Origin of the sequence: Ensifer sp. PDNC004, assembly GCF_016919405.1 — a bacterium.
In the GTDB taxonomy this organism is placed as follows: domain Bacteria; phylum Pseudomonadota; class Alphaproteobacteria; order Rhizobiales; family Rhizobiaceae; genus Ensifer.
Genome location: NZ_CP070354.1, coordinates 391,995 through 406,391 on the forward strand (window position 1 = coordinate 391,995; position 14,397 = coordinate 406,391).

General features: G+C 62.8%; 13 protein-coding genes. 11 read left to right on the forward strand and 2 right to left on the reverse strand.

The window, feature by feature from the left end; translation table 11 throughout:
• Genes ehuD through doeB form a run of 6 tightly spaced genes read left to right on the forward strand, consistent with a single transcriptional unit; the run spans position 1 to position 5,662 of the window.
• Positions 1 to 663, forward strand: a complete 663-nt coding sequence (gene ehuD, locus JVX98_RS30190; RefSeq protein WP_192448351.1) for an ectoine/hydroxyectoine ABC transporter permease subunit EhuD — start codon at positions 1 to 3, stop codon at positions 661 to 663.
• Positions 663 to 1,439, forward strand: a complete 777-nt coding sequence (gene eutA, locus JVX98_RS30195; RefSeq protein WP_205240047.1) for an ectoine utilization protein EutA — start codon at positions 663 to 665, stop codon at positions 1,437 to 1,439. The genes ehuD and eutA overlap by 1 nt, the downstream gene beginning before the upstream one ends.
• Positions 1,440 to 1,441: 2 nt before the next feature.
• The gene (gene eutB / locus JVX98_RS30200) at positions 1,442 to 2,443 is read left to right on the forward strand and encodes a hydroxyectoine utilization dehydratase EutB (RefSeq protein WP_205240048.1); all 1,002 of its coding nucleotides are present in this window, start codon (positions 1,442 to 1,444) and stop codon (positions 2,441 to 2,443) included.
• Complete coding sequence (eutC, locus tag JVX98_RS30205) at positions 2,440 to 3,432, forward strand: ectoine utilization protein EutC (protein WP_205240049.1); 993 nt, start codon at positions 2,440 to 2,442, stop codon at positions 3,430 to 3,432. Before eutB ends, eutC begins: the two co-directional genes overlap by 4 nt.
• Before the next feature lie 34 nt (positions 3,433 to 3,466).
• Complete coding sequence (gene doeA / locus JVX98_RS30210; protein ID WP_192448355.1) at positions 3,467 to 4,648, forward strand: ectoine hydrolase DoeA; 1,182 nt, start codon at positions 3,467 to 3,469, stop codon at positions 4,646 to 4,648.
• Positions 4,649 to 4,651: 3 nt separating this feature from the next.
• Positions 4,652 to 5,662: a N(2)-acetyl-L-2,4-diaminobutanoate deacetylase DoeB gene (doeB, locus tag JVX98_RS30215; RefSeq protein ID WP_192448356.1), complete on the forward strand. Its 1,011-nt coding sequence runs from the start codon at positions 4,652 to 4,654 to the stop codon at positions 5,660 to 5,662.
• Between the two features lie 91 nt (positions 5,663 to 5,753).
• Here doeB and JVX98_RS30220 read toward each other — a convergent pair whose 3' ends face one another.
• The gene (locus JVX98_RS30220; protein WP_192448357.1) at positions 5,754 to 6,053 is read right to left on the reverse strand and encodes a hypothetical protein; all 300 of its coding nucleotides are present in this window, start codon (positions 6,051 to 6,053) and stop codon (positions 5,754 to 5,756) included.
• A 220-nt stretch (positions 6,054 to 6,273) separates the two neighbouring features.
• Positions 6,274 to 7,149, reverse strand: coding sequence for a LysR substrate-binding domain-containing protein (locus tag JVX98_RS30225; protein ID WP_043616065.1), 876 nt, complete (start codon positions 7,147 to 7,149; stop codon positions 6,274 to 6,276).
• A 117-nt stretch (positions 7,150 to 7,266) separates the two neighbouring features.
• Between JVX98_RS30225 and JVX98_RS30230 the strand changes: the two genes are divergently transcribed.
• The 5 genes from JVX98_RS30230 (at position 7,267) to JVX98_RS30250 (ending at position 14,353) form a co-directional block, all read left to right on the forward strand.
• Entirely contained in the window at positions 7,267 to 8,919 is a 1,653-nt protein-coding gene (locus tag JVX98_RS30230; protein WP_205240050.1) for a Na/Pi cotransporter family protein, read from the forward strand.
• A 102-nt stretch (positions 8,920 to 9,021) separates the two neighbouring features.
• On the forward strand, positions 9,022 to 10,224 hold the full coding sequence (locus JVX98_RS30235) for a 2-aminoethylphosphonate--pyruvate transaminase (protein WP_205240051.1): 1,203 nt from the start codon (positions 9,022 to 9,024) through the stop codon (positions 10,222 to 10,224).
• A 15-nt stretch (positions 10,225 to 10,239) separates the two neighbouring features.
• Positions 10,240 to 11,502, forward strand: coding sequence for a phosphonoacetate hydrolase (gene phnA / locus JVX98_RS30240; protein WP_205240052.1), 1,263 nt, complete (start codon positions 10,240 to 10,242; stop codon positions 11,500 to 11,502).
• Between the two features lie 10 nt (positions 11,503 to 11,512).
• Positions 11,513 to 12,967 (forward strand): phosphonoacetaldehyde dehydrogenase, encoded by a 1,455-nt coding sequence (phnY, locus tag JVX98_RS30245; protein ID WP_205240053.1) that lies wholly within the window; start codon positions 11,513 to 11,515, stop codon positions 12,965 to 12,967.
• 363 nt (positions 12,968 to 13,330) lie between these two features.
• Positions 13,331 to 14,353 (forward strand): putative 2-aminoethylphosphonate ABC transporter substrate-binding protein, encoded by a 1,023-nt coding sequence (locus JVX98_RS30250; RefSeq protein ID WP_043616072.1) that lies wholly within the window; start codon positions 13,331 to 13,333, stop codon positions 14,351 to 14,353.
• The last annotated feature ends 44 nt before the right edge of the window (positions 14,354 to 14,397 follow it).

Genomic DNA, 14,397 nt, shown 5'->3' on the forward strand with positions numbered 1-14,397 from the left:
ATGGAATGGGATTGGAATTTCGTCTGGGAAATCATGCCGACCCTGCTTGAGGGCCTGAAGATCACCATTCTGGCGACCGTGTTCGGCGCAGCACTTGCCGCCGTCATCGGCCTCGTCTTTGCCATCCTGCGCATGACCGCGCCCAGGCCGATTGCGAAGGCCACGGGCTTCATCGTGGAGTTCATTCGCGGCACGCCGCTTCTGGTGCAGCTCTACTTCATCTTCTTCGTGTTGCCGGATATCGGCATCCGCCTGCCGGCAATGCTCGCCGGCATCATCGGCCTCGGGCTTCACTATGGGACCTATGCGGCGGAGGTCTACCGCGCTGGTATCGAGAACGTGCCGCGCGGCCAATGGGAGGCGGCCAGGGCGACGAACCTCACCGGCCGACAGACCTGGATCCACGTCATCCTGCCGCAGGCGATCCCGCCGATGATCCCGGCGCTCGCCAACTATCTGATCGCCATGTTCAAGGAGACGCCGCTGCTTTCCGCCATCACCGTGCTCGAGTTGATGAACCAGGCGAAAAGCGTCGCCAACAGCAGCTATCGCTATATCGAGCCGATGACGCTTGTCGGGGTCTTCTTCCTGATCATGAGCCTGATCTCCGTCGTCTTCCTGCGCTGGCTGGAAGAACGCTACGCCCGAGTGGAGGAGCGCTGATGCAGACGTTCGACCTTACTCTCGCCTCGCGCATGCCGAAGCTGGATGAGCGTCCGCTCGAAAAGCGCGTCGGGCTGATCATCCTTGCGACCGACCACACCACGGAAGTAGACTTTCAGCGTATGGTGGCAAGCGAGCGGATCGGCGTCTACACAACGCGCATTCCTTACGCAAACCCGGTGACGCCGGAAAACCTGCGCGCCATGCAGCCCTCGCTGACCTCAGCGGCCACGCTGATCCTGCCGGACGAGCCCCTCGACGTCGTCATGTATTCCTGCACCTCCGCCTCCGTCGTCATCGGCGACGCGGAAGTGGAAGCGGCCGTGCGCGCCGCCAAACCGAGTGCCGCCGTCGTCACGCCGACTGCGGCGGCCGTCTCTGGTCTCAAGGCGTTCGGCGCCAAGCGCATTTCGGTGCTCACGCCCTATACGATCGAGACCAGCAAGCCGATGGCCGACTATTTCCTGTCCCTCGGCTTCGACATCGCCCGTTTCACATGCCTTGGTCTTAACGACGACCGGGAGATGGCGCGCATTTCTCCGGACGAAATCGTTGCCTTCGCGAGACAAGCGACTGCACCCGATAGCGACGCACTCTTCATATCCTGCACGGCTGTGCGCGCGGCAAGCGTCGCGGCAGAGATCGAGGCCATCATCGGCAAGCCTGTCGTTACCAGCAACCTCGCCACCGCCTGGGCGTGCCTGCGGCTCTGCGGCAATGAAGCCGCGCGGCCGGAACTCGGCCGCCTCATGACGCTTGCCTATTCGGACCGGTAGCGATGTCGAACCTTGCCGTAACATTGGCGGAAATCGAACAGGCGGCCCGGCGCATCGACGGTCGGGTCTTGAATACGCCTCTCGTACCTTCCGCGTCGCTCTCCGAACGCTGCGGTGTGCTTGTCGGCCTCAAGCTCGAACACCACCAGACGACGGGCAGCTTCAAGCTCCGCGGCGCCACGAATGCCGTGCTCTCGCTGACGCCTGAGGAGCGGGCAAGGGGCGTCGTCGCTGCCTCGACCGGCAATCATGGTCGGGCGCTCGCCCATGCCGCCAGGACTGAAGGTTCGATTGCGACAATCTGCATGTCCAGGCTTGTGCCCGACAACAAGGTGTCGGAGATCCGCAGGCTCGGCGCCAATGTCCGGATCGTCGGAAAATCGCAGGACGAGGCGCAGCTTGAGGTGGATCGCCTGGTTGCTGAAGACGGTCTCGTCATGGTGGCACCGTTCGATAACCGGGCTGTCGTTGCCGGCCAGGGCACGCTCGGGCTGGAGATCCTTGAAGCGATGCCGGACGTGGCGACGGTGCTTGTGCCGCTTTCGGGCGGTGGGCTTGCGGCGGGTGTCGCCGCGGCGGTGAAAGGGCGGTCACCGAAGACCCGCGTCATCGGCCTCACCATGGAGCGAGGTGCTGCGATGAAGGCCAGTCTCGACGCCGGAGGGCCCGTTGCCGTCGAGGAGGTGGCGAGCCTTGCCGACTCCCTCGGTGGCGGCATCGGCCTCGATAACGCCGTGACCTTCGAAATGTGCCGGGCACTGCTCGACGACGTGATCCTGCTTTCCGAAGACGAGATCGCCGTCGGAATGCGGCATGCGTATTCCCAGGAGCGCGAGGTGATCGAGGGGGCAGGGGCGGTCGGCATCGCAGCTCTGCTTTCCCGCCGGCTTGGCGGGCTGGATCGGCCGGTGGCAGTTATCCTCTCCGGCCGCAATGTCGACATGGACCTGCATCGGCGGGTCATCAATGGCGGGGTCGATCCGCTGGCGGAGGCAGCGGCATGACCACGATGAAGATTCTCACCGAGGCAGAACTGAGGCGCATCGTTCCGCTCGATCTTGAAGCGATTGCCTGTGTGGAAGACGCGTTCCGCGCGCTTGCTACCAAGGCGGTCGGCATGCCGCCGATCCTGAGGCTCGACATTCCCGAAGCGCGCGGTGAGGTGGACGTGAAGACGGCTTACGTGCCCGGCCTCGATGGTTTCGCCATCAAGATCAGTCCTGGCTTCTTCAATAACCCGAAGATCGGCCTGCCGAGCACCAACGGCCTGATGGTGCTGCTTTCGACGAAGACCGGCCTGGTGCAGGCCGTGCTGCTCGACAACGGTTACCTGACGGATGTGCGCACAGCGGCCGCCGGCGCCGTCGCGGCTCGGCAGCTTTCGCGCCCGGATGCCACGGTCGCCGCCATCTTCGGCGCCGGCATGCAGGCAAGGTTGCAACTCGAGGCCTTAAGCCTCGTGCGGCCGATCCGCGAAGCGCGCATCTGGGCAAGAGACGTTGCAAAAGCAAAGGCCGCCGCAGCGGACATGACGGTGAAGCTCGGCTTTCCGGTTCGTGCCGAGGCCGACGGCCGCGCCGCTGTCGATGGCGCCGACATCATCGTCACCACCACGCCGTCCGAAACACCGGTGCTTCGGGCCGACTGGCTCCAGCCTGGCCAGCATGTCACGGCCATGGGGTCGGACGCCGAGCACAAAAACGAGATCGAGCCCGCCATTGTCGCCGGCGTCGGCCTCTACGTCGCCGACAGCCTCAAGCAGACGCGCAGGCTCGGCGAACTCCACCATGCCATCGAAGCGGGCCTCGTGACGGAGGGCACGATCTTCCCCGAACTCGGCGAGATAATCGCCGGGCGCAAGCCGGGCCGTAGCAGCCCCGAGCAGATCACCGTGGCGGACCTGACCGGCACGGGCATTCAGGACACGGCCATCGCAACGCTTGCTGCCGCCCGCGCCGCTGCGACGGGCACGGGCACGATCTTCGAGAGTTGAGACCGGCTTTTCGCCGGGTATAGAGGAAAAACCGATGAAACAAGCGAACCTGAAGTTCTCACTTCCGGAGTATGAAACGCGTCTTCAAAAAACGCGGAAAGCCATGGAGGCCAAGGGCATCGACGTGCTGATCGTCAGCGATCCGTCGAACATGAACTGGCTGACCGGCTATGACGGCTGGTCCTTCTACGTGCACCAATGTGTCGTCGTGCCGCCGACGGGCGAACCGATCTGGTACGGCCGCGGCCAGGATGCCAACGGCGCCAAGTTCACCGCCTACCTCAAGCATGAAAACATCATCGGCTATCCGGACCACTATGTGCAGTCCACCGAGCGCCACCCGATGGATTACCTTGCGGCCAAGCTTGCCGAACGCGGCCTCGACAAGCTGACGATCGGCGTGGAGATGGACAATTACTGGTTCTCCGCCGCCGCCTTCGCGTCGCTTGTGAAGCACCTGCCGAACGCCCGCTTCGTCGACGCGACCGCCCTCGTAAATTGGCAGCGCGCGGTCAAGAGCGAGGCGGAAATCGGCTACATGCGCAACGCCGCAAGGATCGTCGAAAAGATGCATGAGCGCATCTTCGACAAGATCGAGGTCGGCATCCGCAAATGCGATCTGGTCGCGGAAATCTATGATGCCGGAACCCGTGGCGTCGACGGCATCGGCGGCGACTACCCGGCAATCGTGCCGCTGTTACCCTCGGGCGTGGAGGCTTCTGCGCCACACCTGACCTGGGACGACCGGCCGATGAAGACAGGCGAGGGCACCTTCTTCGAGATTGCCGGCTGCTATCACCGTTACCACGTGCCGCTCTCGCGCACCGTCTTCCTCGGCAAACCGACGCAGGCCTTCATCGACGCGGAAAAGGCCACGCTGGAGGGCATGGAGGCAGGCCTCGAAAAAGCGCGACCCGGCAATACTTGCGAGGATATCGCCAACGCCTTCTTCGCCGTGCTGAAGAAATACGGCATCGTGAAGGACAATCGCACAGGCTACGGCATCGGCGTTTCCTATCCGCCGGACTGGGGCGAGCGCACAATGAGCCTGCGACCCGGCGACCGCAGCGAACTGAAGCCGGGCATGACCTTCCACTTCATGACGGGGCTTTGGCTCGAGGACATGGGCTTCGAGACCACGGAAAGCATCCTGATCACCGATAGCGGCGTCGAGTGCCTCGCCAACGTGCCGCGCAAGCTTTTCGTGAAGGATTGAACCATGCGGGAAGCAACGCTTCGTCCGTCGCCGATCAGTTCTACGGTCGATTTTTCGGCCAAAGGCGTTCATCACGGTTTTCTGCGTCTGCCTTACAGCCGCGACGATTCCGCCTGGGGCTCGGTAATGATCCCGGTGACGGTCGTGAAGAACGGGAAGGGCCCGACGGCCCTTCTCACCGGCGGCAACCACGGCGACGAATATGAGGGGCCGATTGCGCTCTTCGATCTCGCCCGCACGCTGAAGGCCGAGGACGTCACGGGTCGCGTGATCATCGTGCCAGCGATGAACTATCCGGCCTTTTTGGCCGGCGCCCGCACTTCGCCGATCGACAAGGGAAACATGAACCGCAGTTTCCCGGGCGCGCCGGACGGCACTGTGACCCAGAAGATTGCCGACTATTTCCAGCGCACGCTGCTACCGCTTGCCGATATCGTGCTCGACTTTCATTCCGGCGGAAAGACGCTCGATTTCCTGCCCTTCTGCGCGGCCCACATCCTGCTGGACAAGGCACAGGAGGAAAAATCCTTTGACCTCGTCAGGGCATTCGGCGCCCCATGGTCTATGAAGATGCTGGAGATCGATGCCGTCGGCATGTACGACACGGCCGCGGAGGAGATGGGCAAGGTTTTCATCACCACCGAGCTTGGCGGTGGTGGGACGGTGACGGCCAGGAGTGCTGCCATTGCCAAGACGGGCGTTTCCAACGTGCTGAAGGCGGCGGGCATCTTGAAAGGCACGGTCGCAAGCGCAGAAACCACGTGGCTCGACATGCCCGACGGAAACTGCTTTTGCTTTGCCGAGGACAGCGGCCTTATCGAGCCGTTCGTCGATCTCGGCGACCAGGTGAAGAGCGGGCAAGTCGTCGCCCGCATCTATGCGATCGGCCGCACCGGCGCCGAACCGCTGGACATCAGGGCAAAGATGGACGGCGTCCTCGTCGCCCGCCATTTCCCCGGCCTCGTCAAATCTGGCGATTGCGTCAGCGTGCTGGCAACCATTGTCCCTGCATAGGGCTTATGGACCACCGGCGGCCGTGGCTCGCAAGCCATCGCCCCTCGATGGGGAAGTCCGTGCTCGCGTCGATAAGGCGTGAGTTGAATTTCTAACGCACCCTGCGGAATTGGCTGACGTCAAAGCCGGCCAGTTCTCTCCAGGCGTGCTCGAATTTCGAACTCGCAGATTGCCAGGGTGGCATGGCCCGCCTGGCAGTCACGCGCGCCAGGACAATGCCGCCTGCGCGTTCGACAGTCACGATGACGCTACGGTGCCTGTCGTCTTCCGCGATCCTGTCGGCGATCGACCTGCCATTGGTCACCGCCTGACTGTCATTGGCGTGAAACGCCCCATGGTCATCGCGACTGATCCTGCCGGACAGGTGAATATGAAAGAGGTATCGGGGCATTTTGCCACTCGAGCAATGATTGCTTTTTCTACTTCTTAGCAGTCTTGCTGATCTATTGCGCGTGACAGTTGCGTGACATGCCTTGTGAGACGTGACGCGAAGCGCCGGCCCTAGTGCGCATTCATAGGATTTTCGATGACCGTGACCGCATGGAGCGGTCGTCCCGGTCGATGGTGGCTGGTTGGCGCGATGAATTGCGTCGCTGCCGTCCGGGTGATGATCAGGCCGGTGTAGCGGTGAGCCTGCGCGCAATGTCGAAAAAGGCGCTGACCAGTTTTCCGTTGCTACGCTCGCGCAAGCAGATGAGTGCTTCGTCCATCAGCATCTCGGGCGCGTCGATCTCGATGGGAATGAGGCGGCTGTCCTGGCCGAACTCTGCCGACGATACGAAGCCGACGCCGCCGCCGGCGGCGACGATCTCGCGAACCGCCTCGCGACCTTCGGCTTCGATGAGCGGCGTCAGTTGCACGCCACATTGCTGCGACATCGTCTCAAGCTTTTGCCGCGTCTTGGAGCCTTGCTCGCGCATGACCAGGGGGTGTTTCACGAGTTCGGCGAAAGTCACCTTTTTCTTGCCTTGCAGCGGGTAGTCGCGGCTCGCAAAGGCGATGATCGGCGTGGAGTTGAGCTTCAGAATGTCGAAGTCGCTCGACTGCGGGATCTCGCCGAGAACGCCGATGTCCGCTTCATAGGCGTGCAGGCTGGTGATGACGGTTTCGGTGTTGCCGGAATCGATCGAGACCTGGACGGTCGGATAGGTGCGCCGGAAGGCGGCAAGGATGTGCAGCAGGTGGTGGGCGGCATCGGCGACGATCCGCAGTTTTCCCGCTCTCAGCGCCCGTGATTCCGACAAGAGATCGAGCGCCTGCTGCTCGACGTCGAACATGCGGCGGGTGACTTCCAGGAGCTGTTGGCCGGCCTGGGTCAGCGTCACCTGCTTCTTGTTCCGGTTGAAGAGGAGGACGTCGTACTCCTCCTCGAGCTTGCGCACCTGGTCCGAGACCGCCGGCTGGGTGAGGAAGAGCGCTTCGGCGGCGCGCGAGAAGCCGCCGTGGATGGCGACGTTGTGAAAGGCGCGGAGCTGAACATAGCGCATGCGTACGACGCCTCGTTGAATAGATTTGATCGATGGTTTGATTAAAACGAACGATTTGATTTATGTAAAGCGGGCGCGGATAGTTTTCGGATTCCACCTCTATCCGGAGCGCGCCTCATGAACCTCCCGGCCGTCGTCCTCGAGCTCGCCGCCGCCACCGTCCTCCTGCTCTACGCCGTGAGCCTCGTGAAAAAGGGTGTCGAGGCAGCGGCAGGCGACATCGTCGCGCGCACCGTCGGCGGCGCGGGTGGACGACCGCGTGCTGCCATCTGCGGCTGCGCCGTTGCCATTGCGCTGCAGAGTTCGACCGCGGTCGCCATGCTTGCCGCCGGTTTTGCCGTCAGCGGTGCGCTGGCGCTTGATACGGGCCTGGCGGTGCTGCTTGGCGCCGATCTCGGCTCGGCGCTCGTCGTCAAGATCCTGTCCTTCGACCTGCATTGGCTGGCGCCGCTTCTGATCGCCGTTGGCGGTCTCGCGCATCTGAAGGCATCGACCCGCAAGGCGGTGGAGACCGGGCGCGCCCTGCTCGGCATCGGTCTCTTGCTGCTCTCGTTGCAGATGATCGGCCATGCGACGCAGCCGCTCTCGCAGAGCCCGATGCTGCCTTCCGTCGTCGCCTTCATCGGCAAGGATGCCTTGACCGTGATGATCCTTGCTGCCGTCTTCACCTGGGCGCTGCACTCCAGCGTGGCGGCGATCCTGCTTATCCTGACCTTTGCCGTGAAGGGCATCGTGCCCCTGGAGGTCGGCATTCCCCTGGTGCTCGGCGTCAACGTCGGCGGCGGGCTCATCGCACTGTGGCTGACCCGCGGCCTACCGGTCGAAGGCCGGCGCCTGCCGCTTGGCAATCTCCTCTTCCGCGCCCTGTTCGGCGCAGCGATCTTCGGCCTATTTTCGCTGCATTCTCCGTTCGACTGGCTGCCCGGGGAGACCGTGGCGGGCAAGCTCGTCAATCTGCATGTGCTCTTCAACGCTGCTCTTGTGCTCGTCGGGGTGATCTTCTGCGGCCCGATGGCGCGCCTCGTTCGGTTGCTGATGCCGCAGGCCGCCGGTGCCAATGACCGAGCGGCTCATGTGAGCGCCCTTGACCCGGCGCTGATCGACAAACCGGCGCAGGCGCTCGCGGCCGCGGCACGCGAGGTGCTCCACATGGGCAATCTTATCGCCCGGATGCTGGAGCCCGTCATGACCGTCATTCACGCGCCGACACCGCAGGCGGTGAAGGCGCTCAGAAGCATCGACGGCGACATCCACGTGGCCCATAGTGCGATCAAGCTCTACATCGCCGCCGTCAACCGCGGCGTCCTCACCGAAGAACAATCGCGACGCGGCATCGAACTCACCGAAGCGGCGATCCATCTCGAATATGCCGGAGACGTCGTCGCAAAAAGCCTTCTGCAAATGGCCGAGGAGCGGCTTGCCGGCGCAGGCACCTTCTCGCAGGAGGGATGGCAGGAGCTCACTTTGCTGCATGCGGCGGTGTCGTCCAACGTCAGGCTGGCGGCCAATCTTCTCGTCTCCCCGGATCCGGTGATCGCGCGCGAAATGGTTCGGCAGAAGGAACATGTGCGTCGCCTGGTCGACGAAAGCAGCAAGTGCCATCTGGAACGGCTTCGGCAGGGCATCGCGACCAGCATCCTTTCGAGCGACATGCACCTGGAGATCGTTCGAGCGTTGAAGGAGGTCAATTCGCTGGTGACGACCATGGCCTATCCGCGCCTGCGCGAGAGTGGCGACCTTCTGGAAAGCCGGTTGGTGCCGGCCGCCTAGATGTATAATTTCCATCGATAGATTGATACAAAAGAACGATTTTACAGATAGATCTTTCCACCCCATTGTCGTTCTCGAACACGCCAACCGCGAGGACGGACAATGCCAAACACCGCTTCTGAAAGAACCATCGCGCCCCTGGAAACGCCAAGGCTGGGCGAGCCTTATCTCCTGACCCCCGGTCCGCTGACCACGGCCTATCAGGTCAAGGAAGCCATGCTGCGGGACTGGGGTTCCTGGGATGGCGATTTCCGGGCAATGACCGCCAGGCTCCGCCAGGAACTGCTGGAGATCGCCGGCGATACCAAGGGCGAGTACGATTGCGTGCCGATGCAGGGCAGCGGCTCGTTTTCGGTCGAGGCCATGCTCGGCAGCTTCGTCCCGAAGGACGGCAAGGTGCTGGTGCTGATGAACGGCGCCTATGGCAAGCGCATTGCCCAGACGCTGTCCTATCTCGGTCGTGACCATGTGACGATCGACAAGGGCGACTATATGCCCCCGCGCGGTCCGGAGGTTGCAGCGGCACTCGATGCCGACCCTGCTATCACCCATGTCGTGGTCGTCCATTGCGAAACGAGTTCCGGCATCCTCAATCCGCTGAAGGAGATTTCCGACACGGTCTACTCCCGCGGTCGCAAGCTGCTGGTCGACTCCATGAGCGCCTTCGGCGCAGTGCCGGCCGGTATCGCCGATTTCCGCTACGAGGCGATCGTTTCTTCCGCCAACAAGTGCATCGAGGGTGTGCCCGGCTTCGGCTTCGTCATCGCCCGCAAGAGGGAGCTGGAGGCCGCAAAGGGGCGTAGCCATTCGCTCAGCCTCGATGTGCACGCGCAGTGGGACTACATGAACAAGACGGGCCAGTGGCGCTTCACGCCGCCGACCCACGTGGTCGCGGCCTTCCTGGAAGCCTTGCGCCTGCATCGGGAAGAGGGCGGTGTCGCCGGTCGTGGAGCCCGCTATGCCCGCAACCGCGACGTCATGGTCGCCGGCATGCGCGAGGCAGGCTTCGAGACGCTGCTTGCCGACCAGTGGCTGTCGCCGATCATCGTCACCTTCTTCAGCCCGGCTCATCCCGCCTTCGCCTTCGATCGCTTCTACGACCTGATGAAGGACAAAGGCTTCATTATCTATCCGGGAAAGCTGACAGTGGTCGACAGTTTCCGCGTCGGCTGCATCGGCCGCATGGACGAACACGTCATGCGCAGCGTGGTCGATGCCGCCCGCAATTCACTCTCCGAAATGGGCGTCGACAGCGCCGCTCCCCCGGCCGTCGCCCTTGAAGAACGCCGCCGTCTCGCCGCCTGAACTGAGGAAATTACGATGAACAAGATGTCCAAGATCACCGTTACCGCCAACCGCCGCACCTATCCCTGGCCGAATGTCCCGGCCATTGCCATCTGCCTCGACGGCTGCGAACCGGCCTATCTCGACGAAGCCATCAAGGCTGGGCTGATGCCGACGCTCGAGCGCATCCGCAAGACCGGGACGGAGCGCACCGCGCTCAGCGTTATCCCGAGCTTCACCAACCCGAACAACCTTTCCATCGCCACCGGCCGGCCGCCGGCGATCCACGGCATCTGTGGCAACTATCTCTACGAGCCGCAGACCGGCAACGAAGTGATGATGAACGATCCGCGCTTCCTGCGCGCGCCGACCATCTTCAAGGCGTTCTATGATGCCGGTGCGAAGGTCGCCGTGGTGACGGCGAAGGACAAGCTCAGGGCGCTGCTCGGCCACGGGCTCAAGTTCGACGAGGGCAGGGCAATCTGCTTCTCGTCTGAAAAGGCCGACAAGACGACCAAGGCGGAAAACGGCCTCGACAATGCCTCGGCCTGGCTTGGTCGTCCGGTGCCGGAAGTCTATTCGGCGGATCTATCCGAATTCGTCTTTGCCGCCGGCGTCAAGCTGCTCAAGGAATTCCGCCCTGACGTCATGTACCTGACGACGACCGACTATGTGCAGCACAAATATGCGCCGGGCGTTCCACAGGCGAATGCCTTCTATGAGATGTTCGACAAGTACCTGACCGAACTCGACGCGCTTGGCGCGGCCATCATCGTCACGGCCGACCACGGCATGAAGCCGAAGCACAAGGCGGACGGTTCGCCTGACGTCATCTATGTACAGGACCTGCTCGACCAATGGCTCGGAAAGGACGCGGCCCGCGTCATCCTGCCGATCACCGACCCCTATGTCGTGCATCACGGCGCACTCGGCTCGTTTGCCACGGCCTACCTGCCCGAAGGTGCGGACAAGGAGGAGATCATCGAGCGGCTGCAGGCGATCGAAGGCATCGATGTGGTGCTTTCCCGCCCGGAAGCCTGCGTACGCTTTGAGTTGCCGGACGACCGGATCGGCGATCTCGTGCTGATCTCGTCGGAAAACAAGACGCTCGGCACCAGCGAACATCGTCATGATCTCGCGGCGCTGAACGAACCGTTGCGCTCGCATGGTGGCCTGACCGAACAGGCGGTGCCGTTCATCGCCAACCGCAAGCTGCCCGAATTGCTGACATCCGCATCGCTGCGCAATTTCGATGCGTTCTACTACGCGCTCGTCGCCGCAGCCCAGACAGCACACTAGGGAGGGAGCGATGACCAAGGTGGAAACGGCATTTGCAATTCGCCACGAGCCCATGCGCATCGCCGGCAAGGCGGTCGATACCGAAGGGCGCGTCGAGGTGCGCTACCCCTTCAACGATGCCGTCATCGGCACGGTGCCGGCGGGCAGCGCCGAGCATGCCCGCAAGGCCTTCGAGATCGCGGCTGCCTACCAGCCGAAGCTGACGCGCTACGAGCGCCAGCGTATCCTGCTCAAGGCCGCGGACCTGCTCGTTGCCCGCAAGGAGGAGATTTCCGATCTGATCACGTTGGAGCTCGGGATCTCCAAGCAGGACTCGCTCTACGAGGTTGGTCGTGCCTTCGACGTGCTGACGCTTTCGGGCCAGATGTGCATCCATGACGACGGCGAGATCTTCTCCTGCGACCTCACCCCGCATGGCAAGGCGCGCAAGATCTTCACCACGCGCGAACCGCTCAACGCCATTTCGGCGATCACGCCGTTCAACCACCCGCTCAACATGGTGGCGCACAAGGTGGCGCCGGCGGTCGCGACGAACAATTGCGTGGTGCTGAAGCCGACCGAGCTGACGCCGATGACGGCGCTGATCTTCGCCGACATTCTCTATGAGGCCGGCCTGCCGCCGGAAATGCTCTCGGTCGTGACCGGCTGGCCCGCCGATATCGGCATGGAGATGATCACCAATCCGAACTTCGACCTCATCACCTTTACCGGCAGCGTTCCTGTCGGCAAGCTGATCGCGGCTCACGCCCACTACAAGCGGCAGATCCTGGAGCTTGGCGGCAATGACCCGCTGATCATCCTCAACGATCTCTCGGACGCCGATCTCGCCAGGGCGGCGGATCTGGCCGTTGCCGGCGCGACGAAGAATTCCGGCCAGCGCTGTACGGCGGTAAAGCGCATCCTTTGCCAGGAAAGCGTTGCCGATCGTTTCGTGCCGCTGGTGCTGGAGCGGGCGAAAAAGCTGAAGTTCGGTGATCCGATGGATCGCGCGACGGACCTTGGCACGGTCGTCCATGCCAAGGCCGCGGAAGTTTTCGGAAAGCGGGTACACCGGGCAGCGGAAGAGGGGGCGGAGATCCTCTACGATCCGGGCCGCAAGGGCGCCCTCCTGCCGCCGATCGTCGTCGACCGGGTCAAGCATTCGAGCGAACTGGTGATGGAGGAAACCTTCGCGCCGATCATACCGATCGTGCGCGCGCCGGATGACGACGACGCGCTGATCGCGCTCTCGAACTCGACCGCCTTCGGCCTCTCATCCGGCGTCTGCACCAACGACTTCCGGCGCATGCAGAAGTACATCGCGGGCCTCAAGGTCGGCACGGTCAACATCTGGGAAGTGCCGGGCTACCGCATCGAGATGAGCCCCTTCGGCGGTATCAAGGATTCGGGCAACGGCTACAAGGAAGGCGTCATCGAGGCGATGAAGAGCTTTACCAACGTCAAGACCTTCTCCTTGCCATGGTGATCTGACGCGTTTCCCCCGCAGGTTCACCCCTCTGGGAGCTGCCATGGCGGCTCCCTTTTTTATTGAACGCCGGACGGTCGCGGCAGCTCGTTTCCCGCGCAATCGTCGATCTGCCTCTTCGTTTTGCAGGTCGGGTGACGTTGTCCTGGGCGTTGCTCATGGCTTCATCGTCTGCCTGCCAGCTTGCCTCGTTTTGTGGCAGAGCATCCATAGTTTTTATCTTCTGAACGATAAGAATAATAAATTTTACTTACCAGAAACCGCTGCGCAGAATGGTTCCCGAAGCCGATCACAACAGGGCAGCAGCAAGATTGCCCGCCGTGCTTCCCCGGTATTTCCAGGACTTCAGAGGAGAACTTCAACATGAACAGACGCATGCTCATCATGCTTGCCAGTGCTGCTTCCGCCGTGCTTCCCGCTGTCGCCTTTGCTGAAACCCAGCTCACTGTCTACACCGCCGTCGAGGCCGTCGACCTTGACCGCTACAAGGCGACCTTCGAGAAGGCGCACCCGGATATCAAGATCAACTGGGTTCGCGATTCCACCGGCGTCATGACGGCAAAGCTGCTGGCCGAAAAGGACAACCCGCAGGCCGACGTGGTCTGGGGGCTCGCCGCCACCTCGCTCTTGCTCCTGAAAACCGAAGGCATGCTCGAGCCCTACAAGCCGGCCGGCGTCGAGGCGCTCGACCCGAAATTCGTCGACCAGGACACGCCGCCGAGCTGGGTCGGCATGGACGCCTATGTCGCAGCTCTTTGCTACAACACGGCCGAAGGTGAAAAGCTCGGCCTCAAGCCGCCGACGAGCTGGAAGGACCTGACGAACCCCGAATACAAGGGGCATGTGGTGATGCCGAACCCGGCATCCTCGGGCACCGGCTTCCTCGACGTTTCGGGCTGGATGCAGATGTGGGGTGACGAGAAGGCCTGGGACTTTATGGACAAGCTCCACCAGAACATCTCCGCCTACACCCATTCCGGTTCCAAGCCGTGCAAGATGGCAGGTGCCGGCGAAGCGGTGATCGGCGTGTCCTTCGAGTTCCCGGGCGCCAAGGCCAAGAGCGCCGGCGCACCGATCGACATCATCTTCCCCGCCGAAGGTTCGGGTTGGGAGGCGGAGGCAACCGCGATCATCGCCGGCACGGCAAATCTCGAAGCCGCAAAGACGCTGGTCGACTGGTCGGTCACCAAGGAAGCCAACGAGATGTACAATGCCGGCTATGCCGTCGTTGCCTATCCGGGCGTCGCCAAGCAGGTCGAGCACCTGCCGGACGACATTGCATCCAGGATGATCGTCAACGATTTCGAGTGGGCCGCCAACAACCGCGCGGCAATCCTCAAGGAATGGCAGAAGCGTTACGACGCCAAGTCTGAGCCGAAGAGCTGAGCCTGATCGGCCGGGCGCAGCGCGATTGCGCTGCGCCCGCTCGC

What these genes read in the sequence shown, in the direction of transcription:
- eutC (WP_205240049.1), top strand. Translation starts at nt 2,440, where the DNA reads ATGACCACGATGAAGATTCTCACCGAGGCAGAACTGAGGCGCATCGTT.
- ehuD (WP_192448351.1), top strand. Translation starts at nt 1, where the DNA reads ATGGAATGGGATTGGAATTTCGTCTGGGAAATCATGCCGACCCTGCTT.
- phnY (WP_205240053.1), top strand. Translation starts at nt 11,513, where the DNA reads ATGACCAAGGTGGAAACGGCATTTGCAATTCGCCACGAGCCCATGCGC.
- doeA (WP_192448355.1), top strand. Translation starts at nt 3,467, where the DNA reads ATGAAACAAGCGAACCTGAAGTTCTCACTTCCGGAGTATGAAACGCGT.
- doeB (WP_192448356.1), top strand. Translation starts at nt 4,652, where the DNA reads ATGCGGGAAGCAACGCTTCGTCCGTCGCCGATCAGTTCTACGGTCGAT.
- eutA (WP_205240047.1), top strand. Translation starts at nt 663, where the DNA reads ATGCAGACGTTCGACCTTACTCTCGCCTCGCGCATGCCGAAGCTGGAT.
- phnA (WP_205240052.1), top strand. Translation starts at nt 10,240, where the DNA reads ATGAACAAGATGTCCAAGATCACCGTTACCGCCAACCGCCGCACCTAT.
- JVX98_RS30220 (WP_192448357.1), bottom strand. Translation starts at nt 6,053, where the DNA reads ATGCCCCGATACCTCTTTCATATTCACCTGTCCGGCAGGATCAGTCGC.
- JVX98_RS30225 (WP_043616065.1), bottom strand. Translation starts at nt 7,149, where the DNA reads ATGCGCTATGTTCAGCTCCGCGCCTTTCACAACGTCGCCATCCACGGC.
- JVX98_RS30230 (WP_205240050.1), top strand. Translation starts at nt 7,267, where the DNA reads ATGAACCTCCCGGCCGTCGTCCTCGAGCTCGCCGCCGCCACCGTCCTC.
- JVX98_RS30235 (WP_205240051.1), top strand. Translation starts at nt 9,022, where the DNA reads ATGCCAAACACCGCTTCTGAAAGAACCATCGCGCCCCTGGAAACGCCA.
- eutB (WP_205240048.1), top strand. Translation starts at nt 1,442, where the DNA reads ATGTCGAACCTTGCCGTAACATTGGCGGAAATCGAACAGGCGGCCCGG.
- JVX98_RS30250 (WP_043616072.1), top strand. Translation starts at nt 13,331, where the DNA reads ATGAACAGACGCATGCTCATCATGCTTGCCAGTGCTGCTTCCGCCGTG.